This window comes from Pseudomonas sp. 3296, assembly GCF_031456615.1.
Taxonomy (GTDB): domain Bacteria; phylum Pseudomonadota; class Gammaproteobacteria; order Pseudomonadales; family Pseudomonadaceae; genus Aquipseudomonas; species Aquipseudomonas mucoides.
In genome coordinates, this window is sequence record NZ_JAVDUY010000010.1 from 223,515 (window position 1) to 242,557 (window position 19,043).

Sequence of the window (19,043 nt, forward strand, 5' to 3'; positions counted from 1 at the left end):
TAGCTTTGCCGGTTACGCGGGAGCGTTCCAGCTCCTAAACTCAGACTTTTTCAGCGCGCACGCATTGATCCCCATCAATCGGACGACGCGCACGGTCTGGCCGGGCTTCGCCTGCGCTGCAATCATTCATCTGTCACTGACCCAAGGTTCTCCATGGCTCAATACGTCTTCACCATGCATCGGCTGGGCAAAGTTGTTCCGCCGAAGCGGGAAATCCTGAAAAACATTTCTCTGTCGTTCTTCCCTGGCGCCAAGATCGGCGTACTCGGCCTCAACGGTTCGGGTAAGTCCACGCTGCTGAAAATCATGGCCGGTGTCGATACCGAGTTCGAGGGCGAAGCCCGTCCGATGCCGGAGCTGAACATCGGCTACCTGCCACAGGAACCGATCCTGGACCCGACCAAGACCGTGCGTGAAGTGGTTGAGGAAGCGGTCAGCGTGATCAAGAACGCCCAGGCGCGCCTGGACGAGGTCTACGCGGCTTACGCTGAAGAAGATGCCGACTTCGACAAACTGGCGGCAGAACAGGCCAAGCTCGAAGCCATCCTGCAAGCCAGCGACGGTCACAACCTGGATCGCCAACTGGAAGTCGCCGCCGATGCGCTGCGTCTACCGGCGTGGGATGCCAAGGTCGAATTCCTGTCCGGTGGTGAAAAGCGTCGTGTGGCGCTGTGCCGCCTGCTGCTGTCCGCGCCGGACATGCTGCTGCTCGACGAACCGACCAACCACCTGGACGCCGATTCTGTCGCCTGGCTGGAGCATTTCCTGCACGACTTCCCGGGTACCGTGGTTGCGATCACGCACGACCGGTACTTCCTGGACAACGTTGCCGGCTGGATTCTGGAACTCGACCGCGGCGCCGGTATTCCGTACGAAGGCAACTATTCGGGTTGGCTCGAAGCCAAGTCCGATCGTCTGGCCGCCGAATCCAAGCAGCAGTCGGCTCACGAAAAGGCCATGAAGGAAGAACTGGAGTGGGTGCGCAAAGGCGCCAAGGCCCGCCAGTCGAAATCCAAGGCTCGTCTGCAACGCTTCGAAGAAATGCAGTCGCAGGAATTCCAGAAGCGCAGCGAAACCAACGAGATCTACATCCCGGCCGGTCCGCGCCTGGGTGACAAGGTCATCGAATTCAAGAACGTCTCCAAGGGTTATGGCGATCGCGTGTTGATCGACAACCTGTCGTTCTCCATGCCTAAAGGCGCCATCGTTGGCGTGATCGGCGGTAACGGTGCCGGTAAATCGACCCTGTTCCGCATGCTGATGGGCAAGGAACAACCGGATTCGGGCAGCATCGAAGTCGGCGAAACCGTGCAACTGGCGTGTGTCGATCAGAGCCGCGAAGACCTGGACGGCAGCAAGACCGTGTTCCAGCAGATCTCCGACGGTTCCGACCAGATTCGCATCGGCAACTACGAGATCCCGTCGCGCACCTATGTCGGTCGTTTCAACTTCAAGGGCGGCGATCAGCAGAAGTTCGTCAAGGACCTGTCCGGTGGTGAGCGTGGTCGCTTGCACCTGGCCCTGACCCTGAAGGAGGGCGGCAACGTCCTGCTGCTCGACGAACCGTCCAACGACCTCGACGTTGAAACCCTGCGTTCCCTGGAAGAAGCCCTGCTGGACTTCCCGGGCGCTGCCATTGTGATCTCTCACGATCGGTGGTTCCTTGACCGCGTCGCGACCCACATCCTGGCGTACGAAGACGATTCGCAAGCGGTGTTCTTCGAAGGTAACTACACCGAATACGAAGCTGACCGCCGCAAGCGTCTCGGCGAAGCGGCTACCCAGCCGCATCGTGTACGGCACAAGAAACTGGCCTGATATCGGGTCGGTTGCATAAAAAACGGAGCCTTCGGGGCTCCGTTTTTTTATGGGCGTTCAGTGACACCGTGGTGTGGCCTTCGCGAGCCTGATGGTCACTCAATATCCATGCTCAACACCTCAATCACCAAATCCCCCACCGGTCGTTTCCAAACCACCTCATCCCCCACCTGCGCGCCCAACAACGCCCGCCCCAACGGCGAGCCCCAATTGATTAATCCGCTGGCGGCATCCGCCTGATCCTCACCCACCAACTGCACACGTTGTTCGCTGCCCTGTTCATCGGCAAAGGTCACCCAGGCGCCAATCTGTACCTTGTCGGTCGAGGAAGTCGGCACGACCAGTTGAGCGCTTTGCAGGCGCTGGTTGTAATAACGCCAGTCTCGCTCAAGGTCGGCCTGGCGCTGTTTGTCGGCCAGTTCACCTTTCGCGCTCTGTTCATTGATCAGGTTTTGCACCTCGGCGACTTTCGCCTGCAACTGCGCAAGTCCCGTGGGCGTGACGTAATTGGGTTGCGTGCTGACCTGTCGTTCGACCGGCTGATCGGCTTGCTCGGCGGCGTTATCTTCGTTGACGAATGCCCGGCTCATGGTCTTCTCCCGTTATAGGGTTTGGGCCATGGTTGCAGGCCTTTAGTTTCAGCGGATGTCTATAAGCGACTCATGGCGAGTGATAGGCACGTGCAGCGTCCTGGTCTTTCTGTTGCTGCCAGGCTTTTTCGCGCTCATCCCAGTGGTGGCTGCGATAGTCATCGCGGTCCTGATTTTCGAGCATCGCCTGGCACTGACGAAAGCCATCGCTCCAGCCTTCGGCGTACTGCTTGTCCTTGAGATAACGCGGGACATTCTTGCGAAACTCGCCACTCATCGCCCCGGCGGCTTGCCGTCCACTGCTGCAACCATCATCGAAGCCGTCGGCGAATGCCGGTGGATAACCCTTGGAGATCAACTCTTCGTGGGTTGTCTGGCAACCTGCGATCAACATCAACACACCTATGACTGCCACGCACCGCCACATCTCAAGCTCCCGGGCCGTGCAACGGCCTATAAGGGAAGTCTAGAAGTGGATTCGTGAGGCGTGTGTGAAAGGCCTGTGATGGATCTGTTGGATAACGCCACTCCTACAGGGGTTTACGGTGAGTTCGGGTCAATAGTGATACCACTTCACTTCAAGCATCACTTCGTTCTCGGGTGTGGCGAGGTGGCTGAAGTCTCGCTGGGCGCTCAGGCGCAGGCCGAGGTTGCGCGACAGTTCCCACTGCTGATTCAGGCTGATGTTGCGGCGCACTTCGCCATTGGTGAAAAAATCGCCCTTGGTCTCCAGGCTGAAGTTGCCCAGCGGGTTTTTCCACAGCACACCGGTGTTGAAGCCCGCCGCCGGGGCGATGAATTCGGCGAAGTCATTGTTGTGTTCGACGCGCACCGTGCCCAGCGCAAAACCGAGCATGTCGTCGCCCAGTTGCCAGGTGCCGCCACCACCGCCATTGACGTGACTGACCAGGGTTTCGTCGTCATGCTTGCCCGGCACCCGCTCCAGGCCGCCCGTTACCTGCCACGACAGCGGCTGCAGCAGCTCGTTGCGCGGGGTCAGGGAGCGAATCGTCGCCAGATCCAGCTGCTGAAACTGCCAGTGATTGCCTTCGTACTGGCGCAGTTTCATTTGCAGGATTTCAATCTGTGCACCGAGCGGGAAACTCTCGGCGTTATCGTTGAGATCGTGATAAGCCATGCGCAAGCCGTATTCGCCAAACGCCTTGTCACCGCGGGTGCCGATGCCGGCCTGCCAGGTGCGCGATTCATGGCCATCCTCGGGCAGGCCGGGTTGTGGGATATCCAATTCCGGCGCCGGGTTCTGGTTGATCGCCCGCAGCAGTTCGAAACTGCGCTGAGCCCGCGCCGGGTCGCGCTCCTGACCATTGGCGCGGTAGCGTTCAAGTCGATAGGCCGCATCGATCATCAGCGCCTGGCGATCCTTGGGTTGTGCCTTGAACGCAGGCTCCTGCAACTGCTTCTGATCGGCGCTGACTTTCAGCACCCATTGCTGTTCTTCAGGGCTCAGCGGTTCGGCACGACTCAACAACTCACGTTCGCGGGACGGGCGATATTGAATGGATTCCACCAGACCGGCTTCTTTCACGGCTTTGACGGTGTCGGTCGGAATCGCAGTCAGCGGGAATTGCTCGGTCAGGCGCAGGCTCGGCCGTGCCACTTGCAGCAATTCCAGCAGGCGGTAGGAGCAGTTCTCGTCGAAGAAAAAATAGTCGAACTTGATCTGTTTCAGCTCCCAGACATGCTCGACCATGCGTGCGGTTTCTTCCTGGGTCAGGTTCAGTCGGTATTCCCACAAGTCACGGTTCTCGAGGCTGCGGTATTCCGAGAGTTTTTCTTGATAGGGCACCAGCGCGAACAGCCCCGGGTAACCGCCCATCAAGCCTTTCCAGGCATAGAGGATGCTGTTGTCCGAACCTTCGATGTAGGCGCCGAAGTTGATCGCATAACTGAGCAGGGCCGTGTGGTCGCTCTGTACATCGGCCTGGTCGATGCGCAGCAACGTGTGGCCAAACATCGATGACGGACTGTTCAAATACGCTGCCGGGAAAATCATCACCGCACTGTGGGGCGAGACGTCCTTGAACCATTGCTTGAATTCGCTGCAGTCCAGTGTCGGCAGATCGGTCAGGTTGAGCTGCGCCTTCAGCCAGCGGGTACGGGCCGGATAGACGCATTGGGCGTGGTGGTCGCCGGCACTGGCCGGGGCGTACAACGCTTGCACGGTGGCGGCCAGTTCATGGTCGGGGTGCTCATTGCCGTCGGGCGCGAGGAAAAACTTCTTGTCGCTGACATAGCTGCGCCAGCCGCCGAGCTTGGCGGTTTCATAGTGGCCCAGGGAAATCCAGAAGGGGTCATTGGCCAGTTGCTGCAAACGTTGAGGTTCGATGTGCGGCGCGGCGGCCAGCGGGGCGCAGACACAGAGCGCCAGCCAGGCAAGGCGTTTGAGCATAATGGGCAACTTAAGTCGAAAAAAACAAAGACCCAAGGAGGGGCGGGTCAAAAAAATAAATCCGCTCCCCGAAAGGAGCGGGCGGTTCGAGCTTAAGCTTGAGTGGCGTACTTGGCCAGACGCGGATCGCTTTTCAGAACGGCCAGGGTGTTGGTATGCACGTCTTCAGCGGTCACGTCAGCCTTGCTGAAGATTTGCTGGAAGTGCTCGTGAGTCACGGCGGCGAAATGCGCACGGTCTTCCGGCGCCACGCCCAGGACCACGGCGTAAGTGGTCAGCGCTTCGCCCTGACCTTTAGCCATGTCTTCGGACAGCTCGTTCATCATGCCATTCATGGCAAACCAGGATTTGCCGCCGTAGGTCAGCGACGCATTCGTTGCGCAGCCGTTGGTACCGGAGGTCATACCGAAGGTTGCGTTGCCGGAGGTGCCGTTGGTGGTGGAGGCCATGAAGTGAGCCGGGGTGCCACGCTGACCTTCGAACAGCATGTTGCCCCAACCGCAATCCGGGCCACCTGGCGCTTGCGCCATGGCGTTGAGGGATACAACGGTGAAGAGAGTACCGAGAAGAATCCGTTTCATAGCTATGTTCTCTTTGTGTGCATACCGATGGACAAGGGGTTCTGGCCCGTGTCGGCGCCAGTTGGGCCGGTTATTAGTCCAGCCGCGCAGTTTGGAGTTTAGGCACGATCACAGGGTTCCGTGATTTTTTGCAAAACATTCGCCGAAATCAGTGATTTAGACCCGGTCCGCCTGGGGATGGCAGTTTGTCTATGCTTTGGCTGGAGGCGCGCCTTGCAAGTGGGGTATGGGCGGCGCCAGAATGCCGCTATCTGCCCCGCCTGATGTAAGGAAGCCCGATGCCTGATCCTGTTGCTGCCAGCTTGCGTCTAGCGCCTGAAGCGCTGACCCGTCCGTTTTCCGCTGAACAGTTCAGCTTCTCTACCACCAATGATCTGGAGCCCTTCCGCGGTGTGCTTGGCCAGGAACGTGCGGTCGAAGCCTTGCAGTTCGGTGTGGCCATGCCACGCCCCGGTTACAACGTGTTCGTCATGGGGGAACCCGGCACCGGCCGGTTTTCGTTCGTCAAACGCTACCTGAAGGCCGAAGCCAAACGCCAGCAGGCCCCGGCGGACTGGGTCTACGTCAACAATTTCGATGAACCGCGCGAGCCCCGCGCCCTGGAATTGCCGTCGGGCACCGCCGGTGCCTTCATCGGCGACATCAACGGTTTGATCGATAACCTGCTGGCGACCTTTCCTGCGGTGTTTGAACACCCGTCCTACCAGCAAAAGAAAAGCGCCATCGACCGCGCCTTCAACCAGCGTTACGACAAGGCGCTGGACGTCATCGAGCGCCTGGCCCTGGAGAAAGAAGTCGCGCTGTATCGCGACGCCAGCAACATCGCGTTTACCCCGATGAGTGAAGGCAAGGCGCTGGACGAAGCGGAGTTCGCCCAATTGCCGGAAGCTGATCGCGAGCGTTTTCACGATGATATTTCCGGCCTGGAGGAGCGTCTGAATGAGGAGCTCGCCAGCCTGCCGCAATGGAAGCGTGAGTCGAGCAATCAACTGCGCCACCTCAACGAAGAGACCATTACCCTGGCCTTGCAGCCGCTGTTGTCGCCGTTGTCGGAGAAGTACGCCGAGAACGCGGCTGTATGCGGTTACCTGCAAGCGATGCAGGTTTACCTGCTGAAGACGGTGGTCGAGCAACTGGTGGACGACAGCAAGACCGACGCCATTGCCCGCAAGCTGCTGGAAGAGCAATACGCGCCGAGCCTGGTGGTCGGGCATTCGGCCAGCGGCGGTGCGCCGGTGGTGTTCGAGCCGCACCCGACTTACGAAAACCTGTTCGGCCGGATTGAATACAGCACCGATCAGGGCGCGCTGTACACGACCTACCGACAACTGCGACCGGGCGCCTTGCACCGGGCGAACGGCGGGTTCCTGATTCTTGAAGCGGAAAAAATGCTCAGCGAGCCGTTCGTCTGGGATGCGCTCAAGCGTGCCCTGCAATCGCGCAAGCTGAAAATGGAATCGCCGTTGGGTGAGCTAGGGCGACTGGCCACTGTAACCCTGACGCCACAACACATTCCGCTGGCGGTCAAAGTCATCATCATCGGTGCCCGTCAGCTGTATTACACGCTGCAAGACCTTGATCCGGACTTCCAGGAGATGTTCCGCGTCCTGGTGGACTTCGATGAAGACATCCCGATGGTTGACGAGAGCCTGGAGCAGTTCGCCCAGTTGCTCAAAACCCGCACCTCTGAAGAAGGCATGGCGCCGCTGACGGCAGATGCCGTGGCGCGTCTGGCGACTTACAGCGCGCGCCTGGCTGAACACCAGGGACGTTTGTCGGCGCGCATCGGCGATTTGTTTCAGCTGGTCAGCGAGGCGGATTTCATTCGCCACCTGGCAGGCGACGAAATGACCGATGCCGGGCACATCGAACGTGCGCTCAAGGCCAAGGCCACCCGTACCGGGCGAGTCTCGGCGCGGATTCTTGATGACATGCTGGCCGGGATCATCCTGATCGACACCGACGGCGCTGCCGTCGGCAAGTGCAACGGGCTGACAGTGCTGGAAGTCGGTGACTCGGCCTTCGGTGTGCCGGCGCGGATTTCTGCCACGGTGTATCCGGGCGGCAGCGGCATTGTCGACATTGAACGCGAGGTTAATCTCGGGCAGCCGATTCACTCCAAAGGCGTGATGATCCTCACCGGGTATCTGGGCAGTCGTTACGCCCAGGAATTCCCGCTGGCGATTTCCGCGAGCATCGCCCTGGAGCAATCCTACGGTTATGTCGATGGCGACAGTGCGTCGCTGGGCGAAGCCTGTACGTTGATTTCGGCCTTGTCGAAAACACCGCTCAAACAGTGCTTTGCGATCACCGGTTCGATCAACCAATTCGGTGAAGTGCAGGCCGTGGGCGGGGTCAACGAGAAGATCGAAGGCTTCTTCCGCCTCTGCGAAGCGCGCGGACTGACCGGCAAACAAGGTGCGATCATTCCGCAGGCGAACGTTGCCACCTTGATGCTCGACGAGAAGGTGCTGGCTGCCGTGCGCGCGGGGCAGTTCCATGTTTACGCGGTGCGTCAGGCGGACGAGGCGTTGAGCCTGTTGGTCGGCGAGCCGGCGGGGGCGCCGGATGAGAATGGCGAATTCCCTGAAGGCAGCGTCAATGCGCGGGTGGTGGAGCGCCTGCGGGTGATCGCGGAAATGATCAGCGAGGAAGACCTCAAGGACGCCGAGAAAGAAGCGGCGCAGGAAGCGTTGGTCGAGGCCAAGCCGGCCTGACTGAAACAATCCTGAGGTTTATACCGATCTGATGTGGGAGCGAGCAGGCTCGCTCCCACATTTGTTTTGAGTGAAGGCTGGAAAAGTGCCATCACTCTGGCGTCAATATTCACACTATGACCATTCGGCGCCTTCTGGTCTCGCCTGACGTGCTGGCCGGACTTTTCTTCTATTCTCTGGTTCAAGGATATCGACAGCAATCACAGGATCGAAACAGCCTTCCCACAGGGGCTGAATACCGGATCTACCGAGGGTCGCCGCCATGTCGCGCAACCTCTGCCTCACCCGTCAATGCCTGGGCCTCGTGACCCGTATCGAATGTGCCATCCGCCCTTTGGCGGGAGATACGGGCATGTGGACCTTGCTCTTCGCCGCCGGAATGGCTGGCGAGCAACCTTCAGCCATCAAGGCACAAGGCCCGTTTCATGGCCCTTTCGTGGCTGAATCCATCCTCGACACCATCGTTGAAAGCCTGACGCTGCACGGCTACGAACTGGCCGACGATCCACAAATCTGGTGCCTGCACCTGCAAGCCCAACTGCGGGAAATCAACGGGGGGCGCTGCCGCAATCTGGGTGGTTTCGAGCACTGATGGGTTATTGATCAAGCTGGCTCAGATCAGCCTTGGCCAGTTTGATCTCGAAGCCATATTGCACCGTGGTGAGGTCGGTTCGCTGATATGTTTCCAGACGTGTGGGCTGGCCATAGAAGTAATGCACGTCAAATAACGCCAGCCCGTCGGCGCTGGCGTCATGGGTGACCGCAAGAATCTCCTTCAGGTAGTTCCCGCTGTCGTCCCTGGCGAAAAAGCGCCAGTCCTGCGCAGGAAACAGTTTCGCATCCACCACCAGCGCATTGCCTTTGAGCTCAATCCCCTTGGGCAATTTCTGTGCGTCGAGCGTTTGTTTGTCTACCGTGGCCAGGAACAACGGCATGGAGCCCACGGCAAACACCGGCGTTTGCGGAAACAGGTTCAGGTCGTAGGTGATCGTGCCGCGCAGAGGGTCGACCTGATAGGCCTCCGGTGGCAGTTCGATCGGCTCATCGCGCTTACCGCTGCTGTCTGCGGTAAAGAAACTGACCGGACTATCGCCGGGGCTGAATGACGTGCCGAGCAACTCGTCGTTGAAACTTCTGGGGTGATCGAATTCGATGCGCGCGGCACTCGGGTCGTCCACCGACTGATTGACGTTGATGCTTTTTTTCAGCTGCTCCTCACTCAGTGTCGCGCCCTTGAGCCAGTTTGGCGCCTGATCGTCATACACCACCACCGGCAAGTTCAGCGGCTGCACGGTTTTTGCCGTGGTGTGCGGGTCGAAGCGGCGCACCGGCAGGTTGAGGTCTTTTCGGGTGATGGTGGCGGTCGAAAAATCCAGCAGACTGACTTCAAGGGTTTCGATCGGCCCGTTGAAATACACCTTGGAATAATGCTGGCCCTGCTGCTGCTCGAACGTGCGCTGTTCTTCATTGAGCTGTTTTTCGAACGCCTCGCTCCAGGCTTTCTGCTGCTGCATTTTCTCCAGTTGTTTTTGATAGAAAGCAATTTGCGTGGCCGTTTCGTTGATCGAACCGGAACGCGAGAGAAATTGCCCGGTGCTGTCCTTGGCCTGGACGATCAGTGGGTTCAGCGGGGTTTCTCCGACTTCAGGCGCCACTGGTGCGCTGTTGTTGTATTCAATCTCGGCGTAGTTCTTTCCAAGCTTCAAGAGGGTGACGCTGAGGTTGTCGTTGGTGCGGGTCTGGCCAACGTCTTTTTGGGTCAGGTCGAAGCTGTAGAGCCGGCGCGGCGCGATCACTTCGACTTTGCCTTGCAGGCTCACCGGTTGCGGCTGGTTCTTCTTGTCGACATCCAGGCCGTCGATGAAAGGGTAGGTCACCGTCAGGTCGTCGGGGTTGGTCAGGTTGGAACTTGATGGGCTGAGCTGGATGCCGGGATCTGTTTCCGACCATTCGGGCTGGAAGGGGATGACACGTTTATTGCTCAGCGTCACCGATTGCCATTCCAGGCCATGAGGGAACAGGAATGCCGCTGGAATATTGAAGTTGAATGGGAATACCGGTTGCAGGTCGGTCAGGTAATCGGAGCTGGAATCCTTGTGCAGCACGAACAGGCCATTGATGTAGGTGTCGACCAGGGCCTGTGGCGTTGGGTAGTGCTTGAGCACGGCGAGGGCATCTTCGCCGTATTCGGTTTCCACCGGTTTGCTGTCGAGCTTGAGTTGCGCACGTTCGAGCAACAGCAGTGAGCCGCCGAGCTCGGACACGGCATCCTTGAGTTTCGGGTCCTGGATATGATCTAGCGATTGTTCGAACTGTGCGGTTTTTTCCTCGAGGCTGACCTGATGCTTGTCCTCGCCCGGCGAGCAGCCGCTCATCAGCAGCGTCAGGCAAATGCCGGCACTCGTTAAAGGCAATCGCACATCCATTTCCAGTCTTCCTGTCCGATGTCGCTGAGCGGTCAATAGTCTGGACACTAGCAGAAAAACTTTGTGACACACGCGCAGGTGGCGGATTTCTCGATGGTTTCTGGCAGCTTCTGGATAGCGACAGGTGGCTGGTATACTCGCGGCCATTTTCAACCCCTGTGTGAGATTCAATGGAACGCTTTATCGAAAATGCAATGTACGCCTCCCGCTGGCTGCTGGCGCCGATCTACTTCGGGTTGTCGCTTGGGCTGCTGGCGCTGGCGCTGAAGTTCTTCCAGGAAGTTTTCCACGTTATTCCCAATGTGTTCTCGATGGCGGAATCGGACTTGATCCTGGTGCTGCTGTCGCTGATCGACATGGCGCTGGTGGGCGGTTTGCTGGTGATGGTGATGATTTCCGGCTACGAGAACTTCGTCTCTGAACTGGACATCGATGACCATAAGGAAAAGCTCAACTGGCTGGGCACCATGGATTCATCTTCCCTGAAGATGAAAGTGGCCGCGTCCATCGTGGCGATTTCCTCTATTCACCTGCTGCGGATCTTCATGGACGCCAAGAACGTCGATCCCGAGCATTTGAAGTGGTACGTGATCATCCACATGACATTCGTCGTGTCGGCCTTCGCCATGGGTTATCTGGACAAGCTGACCAAGCACTGATTCACCCAAAATCCCTGTGGGAGCGTGGCTTGCCCGCAATGGCATCACCTCCGTTTGGCGATAAACCGCGCTGATGCCATCGCGGGCAAGCCATGCTCCCGCAAGGAGAGATGGTCGAACCGGACGGGCGGTGCCGTTGCTGGCTTGTACTTTGATGCGCCGGGGCCTATCCCTGTAAGTAGTCTTGGCTCGCCATTGTATGAGGTGCCTTCATGAACCTTGTTGAACTACGCGCTTATGCCATCGCAGGGAAAGTCGATGAGTTGAACCTGATCTCCATGGAAGGCGGGATCTATCTGCTGGAAGCGCGCATGCACGGTGCCGCGTATCCCTTGAGCGATGCCCACGACCATATGTTTCACGTGCGCTCGGTCGAGCATGCTCGTCAGGTGCTGCATAACTTCCCGACCTTACCCTTCAATCTGGTTCATGCCTCGGTTCATGATGAAATGTGCGGGCTGGGTGCCAGCGTGGGGGAAAGTCTGAAGGTACCGATTGCCTTCCGCTCTTCCTGGCATCACTGACAGCCCTCATCAGGACGATGCCATCTGTGCTAGTCTGCTGGCCCTTTTGGTTCCGGGCGCTCCGGGACGCGCTGTGCACGCACGGCAAGTTCCCGGGCCGTCCGCACAGCGGAGCAGTGTCATGTCCGAAGTAAATCTGTCCACCGACGAAACCCGCGTCAGCTACGGTATTGGCCGTCAGCTGGGCGACCAACTGCGCGACAACCCGCCACCGGGCGTTAGCCTGGACGCGATCCTGGCGGGTCTGACCGATGCCTTCGCCGGTAAGGAAAGCCGTGTTGGCCAGGAAGAAATGTCCGCCAGCTTCAAGGTGATCCGTGAAATCATGCAAGCCGAAGCGGCTGCCAAAGCTGAAGCGGCTGCTGGCGAAGGCCTGGCTTTCCTGGCTGAAAACGCCAAGCGTGAAGGCATCACTACCCTGGCTTCCGGCCTGCAATTCGAAGTGCTGACTGCCGGTGAAGGCGCGAAGCCGACCCGTGAAGATCAAGTGCGTACCCACTACCATGGCACCCTGATCGACGGCACTGTGTTCGACAGCTCCTACGAGCGCGGCCAGCCTGCAGAATTCCCGGTTGGCGGCGTGATCGCTGGCTGGACCGAAGCCCTGCAACTGATGAATGCCGGCAGCAAATGGCGTCTGTACGTGCCGAGCGAACTGGCTTACGGCGCTCAAGGCGTTGGCAGCATTCCGCCGCATAGCGTACTGGTGTTCGACGTCGAACTGCTCGACGTTCTGTAAGACCTCTGTGGGAGCGAGCTTGCTCGCGATAGCGGCGTAACAGTCGACAGAGATGTTGAATGTTAGTCAGTCATCGCGAGCAAGCTCGCTCCCACATTTTTTTGCGGTGATTTTCATATTTCGATCTTGTGGTGCAGTTCACTCGATGGGCGCAACGCCCGGGCATAACAGAATAGAAACAGATTACGCACCAGTTCCTTCAGCACCACTGGCTCGTTGGAGCTCAGGCCGTTGACGTCCAGGTCACCCTGGTCCTGCAGCTCGTTCAAGGCGTCTTCTTCCAGTACGGCACAGACTTCCCCGGTTTCCCGATGCAGGATCCTGAGGTAAGGGTGTGGGCGGTCCAGCCAGGCATCGATCAAATAAGTCATGTCTCATCTCCATTGATTTGGGTTTTGATGAGAATAATTCTTATTAATAGAATAGCAAGGGCCTATTGGCGGTTTGTGCTTCTTTGCGGGTAAAGGTTGCGTAAGGTCAAATCGGCTGGCGATTGGCTATTGCGCGTGCAGGCGGGTTGAAGTGGGGGGAGGGCGAAGCACCATCCCACGCATGGCGCGGGATGGAATACAGCGGATTCAGACTTTTCTGACGAACTCGGATTTGAGCTTCATCGGGCCGATGCCGTCGATCTTGCAGTCGATGTCGTGGTCGCCATCGCACAAGCGGATGTTCTTGACCTTGGTGCCGACCTTGACCACCAGCGACGTGCCCTTGACCTTGAGGTCCTTTATCACGGTGATGGTATCGCCGTCCTGCAGGACATTGCCGACCGAATCCTTTTTCACGGCGTCATCGGACGCCACATCGGCTTCGCCGCTGGCGGACCATTCGTGCGCGCACTCGGGGCAGATCAGCTGTGCGCCGTCTTCATAAGTGTATTCGGAATTGCATTTTGGGCAGGGTGGCAACGTGCTCACTAAAGCTCCTTGGATTCAGGATCGCTAAAAAGCGCACATTATATAGGGTTTTAGTTGGGAGGGGGCGACGCCAAAAACTGTGGGGGCGAGCAGGCCCGCTCCCACAGGGTATTACGGTGCAGTTAGTGCGTGCGGGCTACCGCAAACTCACTCAACTCAACCAATGCGTCGCGATATTCACTGGCAGGCAGTGCGTCGAGGCATTTGATTGCGCGGGCCACGTAATCACGGGCCAGTTTCGCGGTGTATTCCAGCGAACCGGAAGCTTCTACCGCTTCGCGAATGCTTTCCAGATCCTCGATGCCGCCTTTCTGGATCGCCTTGCGCACCAGGGCTGCCTGTTCCGGCGTGCCTTCGCGCATGGTGTAGATCAACGGCAGGGTCGGCTTGCCTTCGGCCAGGTCGTCGCCGACGTTCTTGCCCAGGGTTTCCGCATCGCCTTTGTAATCCAGCAGGTCGTCGACCAGTTGGAAGGCCACGCCCAGGTGGTCGCCAAAGGTGCGCAGGGCTTCGGCCTGTTCAGCTGTGGCTTCGCAGAGCGCGGCAGCACTGTGGGTCGATGCCTCGAAGAGCATCGCGGTCTTGCCGCGGATGACTTCCATGTAGGTTTCTTCGGTGGTGCTGGCGTCACGGACCTTCGACAGCTGCAATACTTCGCCTTCGGCAATGATGCGTGTCGCTTGCGAAAGGATCTTCATTACCGGCATGGAGCCCAGCTCGACCATCATTTCGAAGGAGCGCGAATACAGGAAGTCGCCGACCAGCACGCTGGGTGCGTTGCCCCACATGGCGTTGGCGGTCGAGCGGCCACGGCGCATGCCGGACATGTCGACCACGTCGTCGTGCAGCAGGGTGGCGGTGTGCAGGAACTCGATGGTCGCGGCCAGCAGACGCAGGTCGTCGCCTTCGCGGCCCAGCGCCTTGCCACACAGCAACACTAATAAAGGACGCAGGCGTTTGCCGCCAGCCGAGGTAATGTAATCGCCGATTTTCGATACCAGCGGCACTCGGGAAGTCAGCTGCTTCTTGATGATGCCGTCGACGGCGCTAAAATCGTCCGCCACCGCGCGGTAGAAAGCTTGGGGTTGCATCAGCGACAGTTGCTCCAGAAGGGTTGCGCGGCATGCTAGGACCCACGTCGGCGAGTGTCAAGGCGCGATGGACGGCCTCTTGCATCACTCCGGCAGCTTGCGTACAATCGCGCACCCTGAACTTCCTGGGCAGCACCTGCCTTACGCAATTGCAAACCGGCCTTCCAGCCCTATGCAGCCATGCCAGCCAATACCTCTTCTTATAAAGAGCTGGGTGAGCAGGATTATCGGAGAAATACCATGTCGTACGCAGTAATTGTTACTGGTGGCAAGCAATACAAGGTCGCCCCAGGTGAATACCTGAAGATCGAAAAACTGGAAATCGCTACCGGCGAATCCGTTACTTTTGATCGCGTTCTGTTGGTCGCCAATGGCGATGACGTGAACATCGGCGCTCCAGTTGTTGCTGGCGCTACCGTTGTGGCTGAAGTGATCTCCCAAGGTCGTCACGATAAAGTCCGCATCATCAAGTTCCGTCGTCGTAAGCACCACATGAAGCGTATGGGCCACCGCCAGTGGTACACCGAGATCAAAATCACCGGTATTCAGGCTTAATTTCAGCCTAATTCCTCACTAGGAGAATTGACTCATGGCACACAAAAAAGCTGGTGGTAGTACCCGTAACGGTCGCGACTCAGAAGCCAAACGCCTTGGCGTGAAGATGTATGGCGGCCAGGTTATCATTCCGGGCAACATCATCGTGCGTCAGCGCGGCACCCAATTCCACGCCGGTTACGGTGTTGGCATGGGTAAGGATCACACTCTGTTCGCTAAAATCGACGGCGTGATCAAGTTCGAAGTAAAAGGCGCTTTCAATCGCCGTTACGTAAGCATTGTCCCGAAGACTGACGTCGTCGCGGCATAATTACGTGGTTGCTGGAAAAGCCCTGTCTTGCGACGGGGCTTTTTCGTTTGTGGGGTGAGTCTCTTGCAAAGCTGTTTGTGATGGGCTCCAGCGCAGGTTTTTGCGGTCGTTGATTGAGGTCGCTGCGCTCATTTTTGCAAGAGTCTTATGTCTAGATTTTTTCGGCTCGTCCGTATGGCGAGAGGCGTTTTGTTATGAAGTTTGTTGATGAAGTATCGATTCGAGTAAAGGCCGGCGACGGCGGCAACGGTTGCATGAGCTTCCGTCGCGAGAAATTCATTGAAAACGGCGGCCCGAACGGCGGTGACGGTGGTGATGGCGGCTCGGTCTACATGATCGCCGACGAAAACCTCAACACCCTGGTCGACTACCGTTACACCCGTCACTTCGATGCCGAGCGCGGTTCCAACGGTGGCAGCACCGACTGCACCGGCAAGAAGGGTGAAGAGCTGGTGCTGCGCGTACCGGTTGGCACCACCGTCATCGACGCGGCCACCCAAGAAGTGATCGGCGACCTGACCAAGGCCGGCCAGAAGCTGCTGGTGGCTCACGGCGGCTGGCACGGTCTGGGTAACACCCGTTTCAAATCCAGTACCAACCGTGCTCCGCGTCAGACTACTCCGGGTAAGCCGGGTGAGGCGCGTGATCTCAAGCTGGAAATGAAAGTGCTGGCTGATGTAGGTCTGCTGGGCTTGCCGAACGCCGGTAAAAGTACCTTCATTCGCTCGGTATCGGCCGCCAAGCCGAAAGTCGCCGACTACCCGTTCACCACGTTGGTGCCGAACCTGGGTGTGGTCAGCGTCGATCGCTGGAAAAGCTTCGTGGTCGCGGACATTCCGGGTCTGATCGAAGGCGCTTCCGATGGTGCTGGCCTGGGGATTCGCTTCCTCAAGCACTTGTCGCGTACCCGTTTGCTGTTGCACCTCGTGGACATGGCGCCACTGGATGACACCAGCGCACCGGATGCCGCTGAAGTGATCGTCAGCGAGTTGACCAAATTCAGCCCGTCCCTGGCTGAGCGTGATCGTTGGTTGGTGCTGAACAAGTGCGACCAGATCCTTGAAGAAGAGCACGATGCTCGCGTCAAGGAGATCGTTGATCGCCTGGAGTGGACTGGTCCGGTCTATGTGATCTCGGCCATCTCCAAGCTTGGTACCGAGCGTCTGTGTCACGACATCATGCGTTACATGGAAGATCGTGCTGATCGCCTGGCTGCCGACCCGGCCTACAAGGAAGAGCTGGCAGAACTCGATCAGCGCATCGAAGACGAAGCGCGTGCTCAGCTGCAGGCCCTGGATGACCAGCGTGCCCTGCGCCGTAGCGGCGTGAAGTCGGTCCATGACATCGGCGACGATGATTGGGACGAAGAAGATGTGGATGACGAAGACGGTCCGGAAATCATTTACGTGCGTGACTGATTCGTTGCAGTAAACTTAAGCGCCGCTCAATCGAGCGGCGTTTTAGTATCTGGAAATCGATCGTTGGTCAGTAATAGCCGCGATTAACGTCACGGGCAGTGCCAGGTCGCGCTGTCCTCAAGCTAAGGTTGAAGATGATGCGGAGCAAGGTGACAGGTGCGCAGCGTTGGGTCGTGAAGATCGGCAGCGCTTTGCTGACAGCGGACGGCAAGGGCCTGGATCGCGCGGCAATGGGTGTCTGGGTCGAGCAGATGGTGGCTTTGCATGAAGCGGGCGTCGAACTGGTGTTGGTTTCTTCCGGGGCTGTGGCCGCGGGCATGAGCCGTTTGGGCTGGACCGTACGACCCAGCGCGATGCACGAGTTGCAGGCCGCCGCCGCCATCGGTCAGATGGGGCTGGTGCAGGCCTGGGAGTCGAGCTTTGCCGAGCATGGCCGGCACACCGCGCAGATTCTCCTGACGCACGATGATTTGTCCGATCGCAAGCGCTACCTGAACGCCCGTAGCACCTTGCGCGCCCTGGTTGAGCTGAAAGTGATCCCGGTGATCAACGAAAACGACACCGTGGTGACCGATGAAATCCGATTTGGCGACAACGACACGCTGGCGGCGCTGGTGGCCAACCTGGTTGAAGCTGATTTGCTGGTGATCCTCACGGATCGCGATGGCATGTTCGACGCCGATCCGCGCAACAACCCTGACGCCAACCTGATTTACGAGGCGCGCGCTGATGATCCGGCGCTGGATGCGGTGGCGGGCGGTACTGGCGGTGCGCTGGGGCGTGGCGGTATGCAGACCAAATTGCGTGCGGCGCGTCTGGCAGCTCGTTCCGGGGCGCACACCATCATCGTGGGTGGGCGCATTGAGCGCGTGCTGGATCGCCTGAAGGCGGGTGAGCGCATCGGCACCTTGCTCTCGCCTGAGCGTGGCATGCTGGCGGCGCGCAAGCAATGGCTGGCCGGGCACCTGCAAACCCGTGGCACGCTGGTGCTGGACGGCGGTGCGGTTAAAGCGCTGGCCCAAGACCATAAAAGTTTGCTGCCGGTGGGGGTCAAGCTGGTACAGGGCAGCTTCCGTCGCGGCGAAATGGTGGTGTGCGTGGCGCCGGATGGTCGTGAGATCGCCCGTGGCCTGGCTAATTACAGTGCGCTGGAAGCACAAAAAATCATCGGTCAGTCGTCTGAGGCGATTGTCGGTCTGTTGGGTTACATGGCTGAGCCGGAACTGGTTCACCGCGACAACCTGATTCTGGTCTGAAGGAATATTTGAATGCGTGTGGCAAAAGGATTGTTAGGTCTGCTGCTGGCGATGCCGCTGCTGGCTTCGGCTGAGGAAATTGGCCAGGTGTCGACGGTGTTCAAATTCGTCGGGCCGAACGACCGGATCGTTGTCGAGGCGTTTGATGATCCTAAGGTCGAGGGTGTGACGTGCTACCTGTCGCGCGCCAAGACTGGTGGCGTGAAGGGTGGTTTGGGCCTGGCGGAAGATCGCGCCGAGGCCTCTATTGCTTGCCGTCAGGTCGGCCCCATCAGTTTCAAGGGTGAGCTGAAGGATGGTGATGAGGTGTTCAAGGAGCGCACGTCGCTGGTGTTCAAGACCATGCAGGTGGTGCGTTTCCTCGACAAGAAGCGCAATACGCTGGTGTATCTGGTCTACAGTGATCGCTTGATCGAGGGTAGTCCGCAGAATGCGGTGACGGCGATCCCGATCCTGCCGTGGGCGCACGCTCAGTAATCTGACAAAGATCCAAATTGTGGGAGTGACCTGCTCGCGATAGCGGTGCAACAGTCGACATCGGTGTTGAGTGTTGCCCCGCTATCGCGAGCAGGCTCACTCCTACATTTTTTGTGTGGGGTTTGTTAATTCGCAGGCAATAAAAAACCGACCCTGAGGTCGGTTTTTTAACAAGCTTACCGCTTATGCGGCAACAGCAAGGTTCAGAGCCTTGACGTGACCGTTCAGGCGGCTCTTATGACGAGCAGCCTTGTTCTTGTGGATGATGCCTTTATCGGCCATACGGTCGATAACTGGCACGGCCAGAACGTAAGCAGCTTGAGCTTTAGCAGCGTCTTTTGCGTCGATGGCTTTAACTACATTCTTGATGTAGGTACGAACCATGGAACGCAGGCTGGCGTTGTGGCTGCGACGCTTCTCAGCCTGTTTTGCACGTTTTTTGGCGGAAGGTGTGTTGGCCACCGTCGAGCTCCTCGAAAGACTTTTTAGGAAATAGCAAACAAAATAGGCCGCGAATCATGCCGATGAGTTGATGTCTTGTCAAGGGCGGTT

20 protein-coding genes are annotated in these 19,043 nt (G+C 58.4%); 11 read left to right on the forward strand and 9 right to left on the reverse strand.

The genetic code is table 11. The features are described from left to right. Nucleotides 1-153: 153 nt before the first annotated feature. Nucleotides 154-1,818 carry an energy-dependent translational throttle protein EttA gene (ettA, locus tag J2X66_RS26750; protein ID WP_123433500.1) on the forward strand — a complete coding sequence of 555 codons (1,665 nt, stop codon included), beginning with the start codon at nt 154-156 and terminating at the stop codon, nt 1,816-1,818. 95 nt (nt 1,819-1,913) lie between these two features. On the opposite strand, the gene J2X66_RS26755 is transcribed toward ettA, so the two are convergent. From J2X66_RS26755 to J2X66_RS26770, 4 genes are all read right to left on the reverse strand, one after another. Beyond that, entirely contained in the window at nt 1,914-2,408 is a 495-nt protein-coding gene (locus tag J2X66_RS26755; protein ID WP_310270682.1) for a GreA/GreB family elongation factor, read from the reverse strand. Between the two features lie 70 nt (nt 2,409-2,478). Beyond that, nucleotides 2,479-2,835 (reverse strand): hypothetical protein, encoded by a 357-nt coding sequence (locus tag J2X66_RS26760; protein WP_310270685.1) that lies wholly within the window; start codon nt 2,833-2,835, stop codon nt 2,479-2,481. Nucleotides 2,836-2,964: 129 nt separating this feature from the next. Next, nucleotides 2,965-4,818 (reverse strand): DUF4105 domain-containing protein, encoded by a 1,854-nt coding sequence (locus J2X66_RS26765; RefSeq protein ID WP_310270687.1) that lies wholly within the window; start codon nt 4,816-4,818, stop codon nt 2,965-2,967. A gap of 92 nt (nt 4,819-4,910) precedes the next feature. Next, nucleotides 4,911-5,399 (reverse strand): DUF3015 domain-containing protein, encoded by a 489-nt coding sequence (locus tag J2X66_RS26770; RefSeq protein ID WP_123433504.1) that lies wholly within the window; start codon nt 5,397-5,399, stop codon nt 4,911-4,913. A 278-nt stretch (nt 5,400-5,677) separates the two neighbouring features. On the opposite strand from J2X66_RS26770, the gene J2X66_RS26775 reads away from it, so the two are divergent. Both J2X66_RS26775 and J2X66_RS26780 read left to right on the forward strand, forming a co-directional pair. Continuing rightward, a complete protein-coding gene (locus J2X66_RS26775) occupies nt 5,678-8,116 on the forward strand; it encodes an AAA family ATPase (protein WP_310270690.1) in 2,439 nt (812 codons plus the stop codon). Nucleotides 8,117-8,378: 262 nt separating this feature from the next. Next, entirely contained in the window at nt 8,379-8,708 is a 330-nt protein-coding gene (locus J2X66_RS26780) for a hypothetical protein (RefSeq protein WP_027924208.1), read from the forward strand. Between the two features lie 4 nt (nt 8,709-8,712). Here J2X66_RS26780 and J2X66_RS26785 read toward each other — a convergent pair whose 3' ends face one another. After that, nucleotides 8,713-10,542 carry a hypothetical protein gene (locus J2X66_RS26785; protein ID WP_310270695.1) on the reverse strand — a complete coding sequence of 610 codons (1,830 nt, stop codon included), beginning with the start codon at nt 10,540-10,542 and terminating at the stop codon, nt 8,713-8,715. A 170-nt stretch (nt 10,543-10,712) separates the two neighbouring features. On the opposite strand from J2X66_RS26785, the gene J2X66_RS26790 reads away from it, so the two are divergent. The 3 genes from J2X66_RS26790 (at nt 10,713) to J2X66_RS26800 (ending at nt 12,464) form a co-directional block, all read left to right on the forward strand. After that, nucleotides 10,713-11,201 carry a TIGR00645 family protein gene (locus J2X66_RS26790; RefSeq protein ID WP_027924206.1) on the forward strand — a complete coding sequence of 163 codons (489 nt, stop codon included), beginning with the start codon at nt 10,713-10,715 and terminating at the stop codon, nt 11,199-11,201. 212 nt (nt 11,202-11,413) lie between these two features. Continuing rightward, a complete protein-coding gene (locus tag J2X66_RS26795) occupies nt 11,414-11,725 on the forward strand; it encodes a DUF6482 family protein (RefSeq protein WP_310270698.1) in 312 nt (103 codons plus the stop codon). Between the two features lie 121 nt (nt 11,726-11,846). Next, nucleotides 11,847-12,464: an FKBP-type peptidyl-prolyl cis-trans isomerase gene (locus J2X66_RS26800; RefSeq protein ID WP_027924204.1), complete on the forward strand. Its 618-nt coding sequence runs from the start codon at nt 11,847-11,849 to the stop codon at nt 12,462-12,464. Nucleotides 12,465-12,577: 113 nt separating this feature from the next. On the opposite strand, the gene J2X66_RS26805 is transcribed toward J2X66_RS26800, so the two are convergent. The 3 genes from J2X66_RS26805 to J2X66_RS26815 all read right to left on the reverse strand — a co-directional run bounded on the left by J2X66_RS26805 (nt 12,578) and on the right by J2X66_RS26815 (nt 14,475). Continuing rightward, the gene (locus J2X66_RS26805) at nt 12,578-12,835 is read right to left on the reverse strand and encodes a hypothetical protein (RefSeq protein WP_310270701.1); all 258 of its coding nucleotides are present in this window, start codon (nt 12,833-12,835) and stop codon (nt 12,578-12,580) included. 207 nt (nt 12,836-13,042) lie between these two features. Further along, the gene (locus J2X66_RS26810) at nt 13,043-13,384 is read right to left on the reverse strand and encodes a zinc ribbon domain-containing protein YjdM (RefSeq protein WP_027924202.1); all 342 of its coding nucleotides are present in this window, start codon (nt 13,382-13,384) and stop codon (nt 13,043-13,045) included. A gap of 122 nt (nt 13,385-13,506) precedes the next feature. Further along, on the reverse strand, nt 13,507-14,475 hold the full coding sequence (locus J2X66_RS26815) for a polyprenyl synthetase family protein (RefSeq protein WP_027924201.1): 969 nt from the start codon (nt 14,473-14,475) through the stop codon (nt 13,507-13,509). Nucleotides 14,476-14,715: 240 nt separating this feature from the next. On the opposite strand from J2X66_RS26815, the gene rplU reads away from it, so the two are divergent. From rplU to J2X66_RS26840, 5 genes are all read left to right on the forward strand, one after another. Beyond that, a complete protein-coding gene (gene rplU / locus J2X66_RS26820; protein ID WP_003176051.1) occupies nt 14,716-15,030 on the forward strand; it encodes a 50S ribosomal protein L21 in 315 nt (104 codons plus the stop codon). Nucleotides 15,031-15,064: 34 nt separating this feature from the next. Further along, a complete protein-coding gene (rpmA, locus tag J2X66_RS26825; RefSeq protein WP_007943982.1) occupies nt 15,065-15,340 on the forward strand; it encodes a 50S ribosomal protein L27 in 276 nt (91 codons plus the stop codon). 194 nt (nt 15,341-15,534) lie between these two features. Then, on the forward strand, nt 15,535-16,758 hold the full coding sequence (gene cgtA, locus J2X66_RS26830) for an Obg family GTPase CgtA (RefSeq protein WP_027924200.1): 1,224 nt from the start codon (nt 15,535-15,537) through the stop codon (nt 16,756-16,758). A gap of 137 nt (nt 16,759-16,895) precedes the next feature. Next, the gene (gene proB / locus J2X66_RS26835; RefSeq protein WP_027924199.1) at nt 16,896-18,014 is read left to right on the forward strand and encodes a glutamate 5-kinase; all 1,119 of its coding nucleotides are present in this window, start codon (nt 16,896-16,898) and stop codon (nt 18,012-18,014) included. 12 nt (nt 18,015-18,026) lie between these two features. Then, nucleotides 18,027-18,491: a CreA family protein gene (locus tag J2X66_RS26840; RefSeq protein WP_015096894.1), complete on the forward strand. Its 465-nt coding sequence runs from the start codon at nt 18,027-18,029 to the stop codon at nt 18,489-18,491. A 183-nt stretch (nt 18,492-18,674) separates the two neighbouring features. On the opposite strand, the gene rpsT is transcribed toward J2X66_RS26840, so the two are convergent. Beyond that, entirely contained in the window at nt 18,675-18,953 is a 279-nt protein-coding gene (gene rpsT / locus J2X66_RS26845; RefSeq protein WP_007942340.1) for a 30S ribosomal protein S20, read from the reverse strand. Nucleotides 18,954-19,043 lie beyond the last annotated feature (90 nt).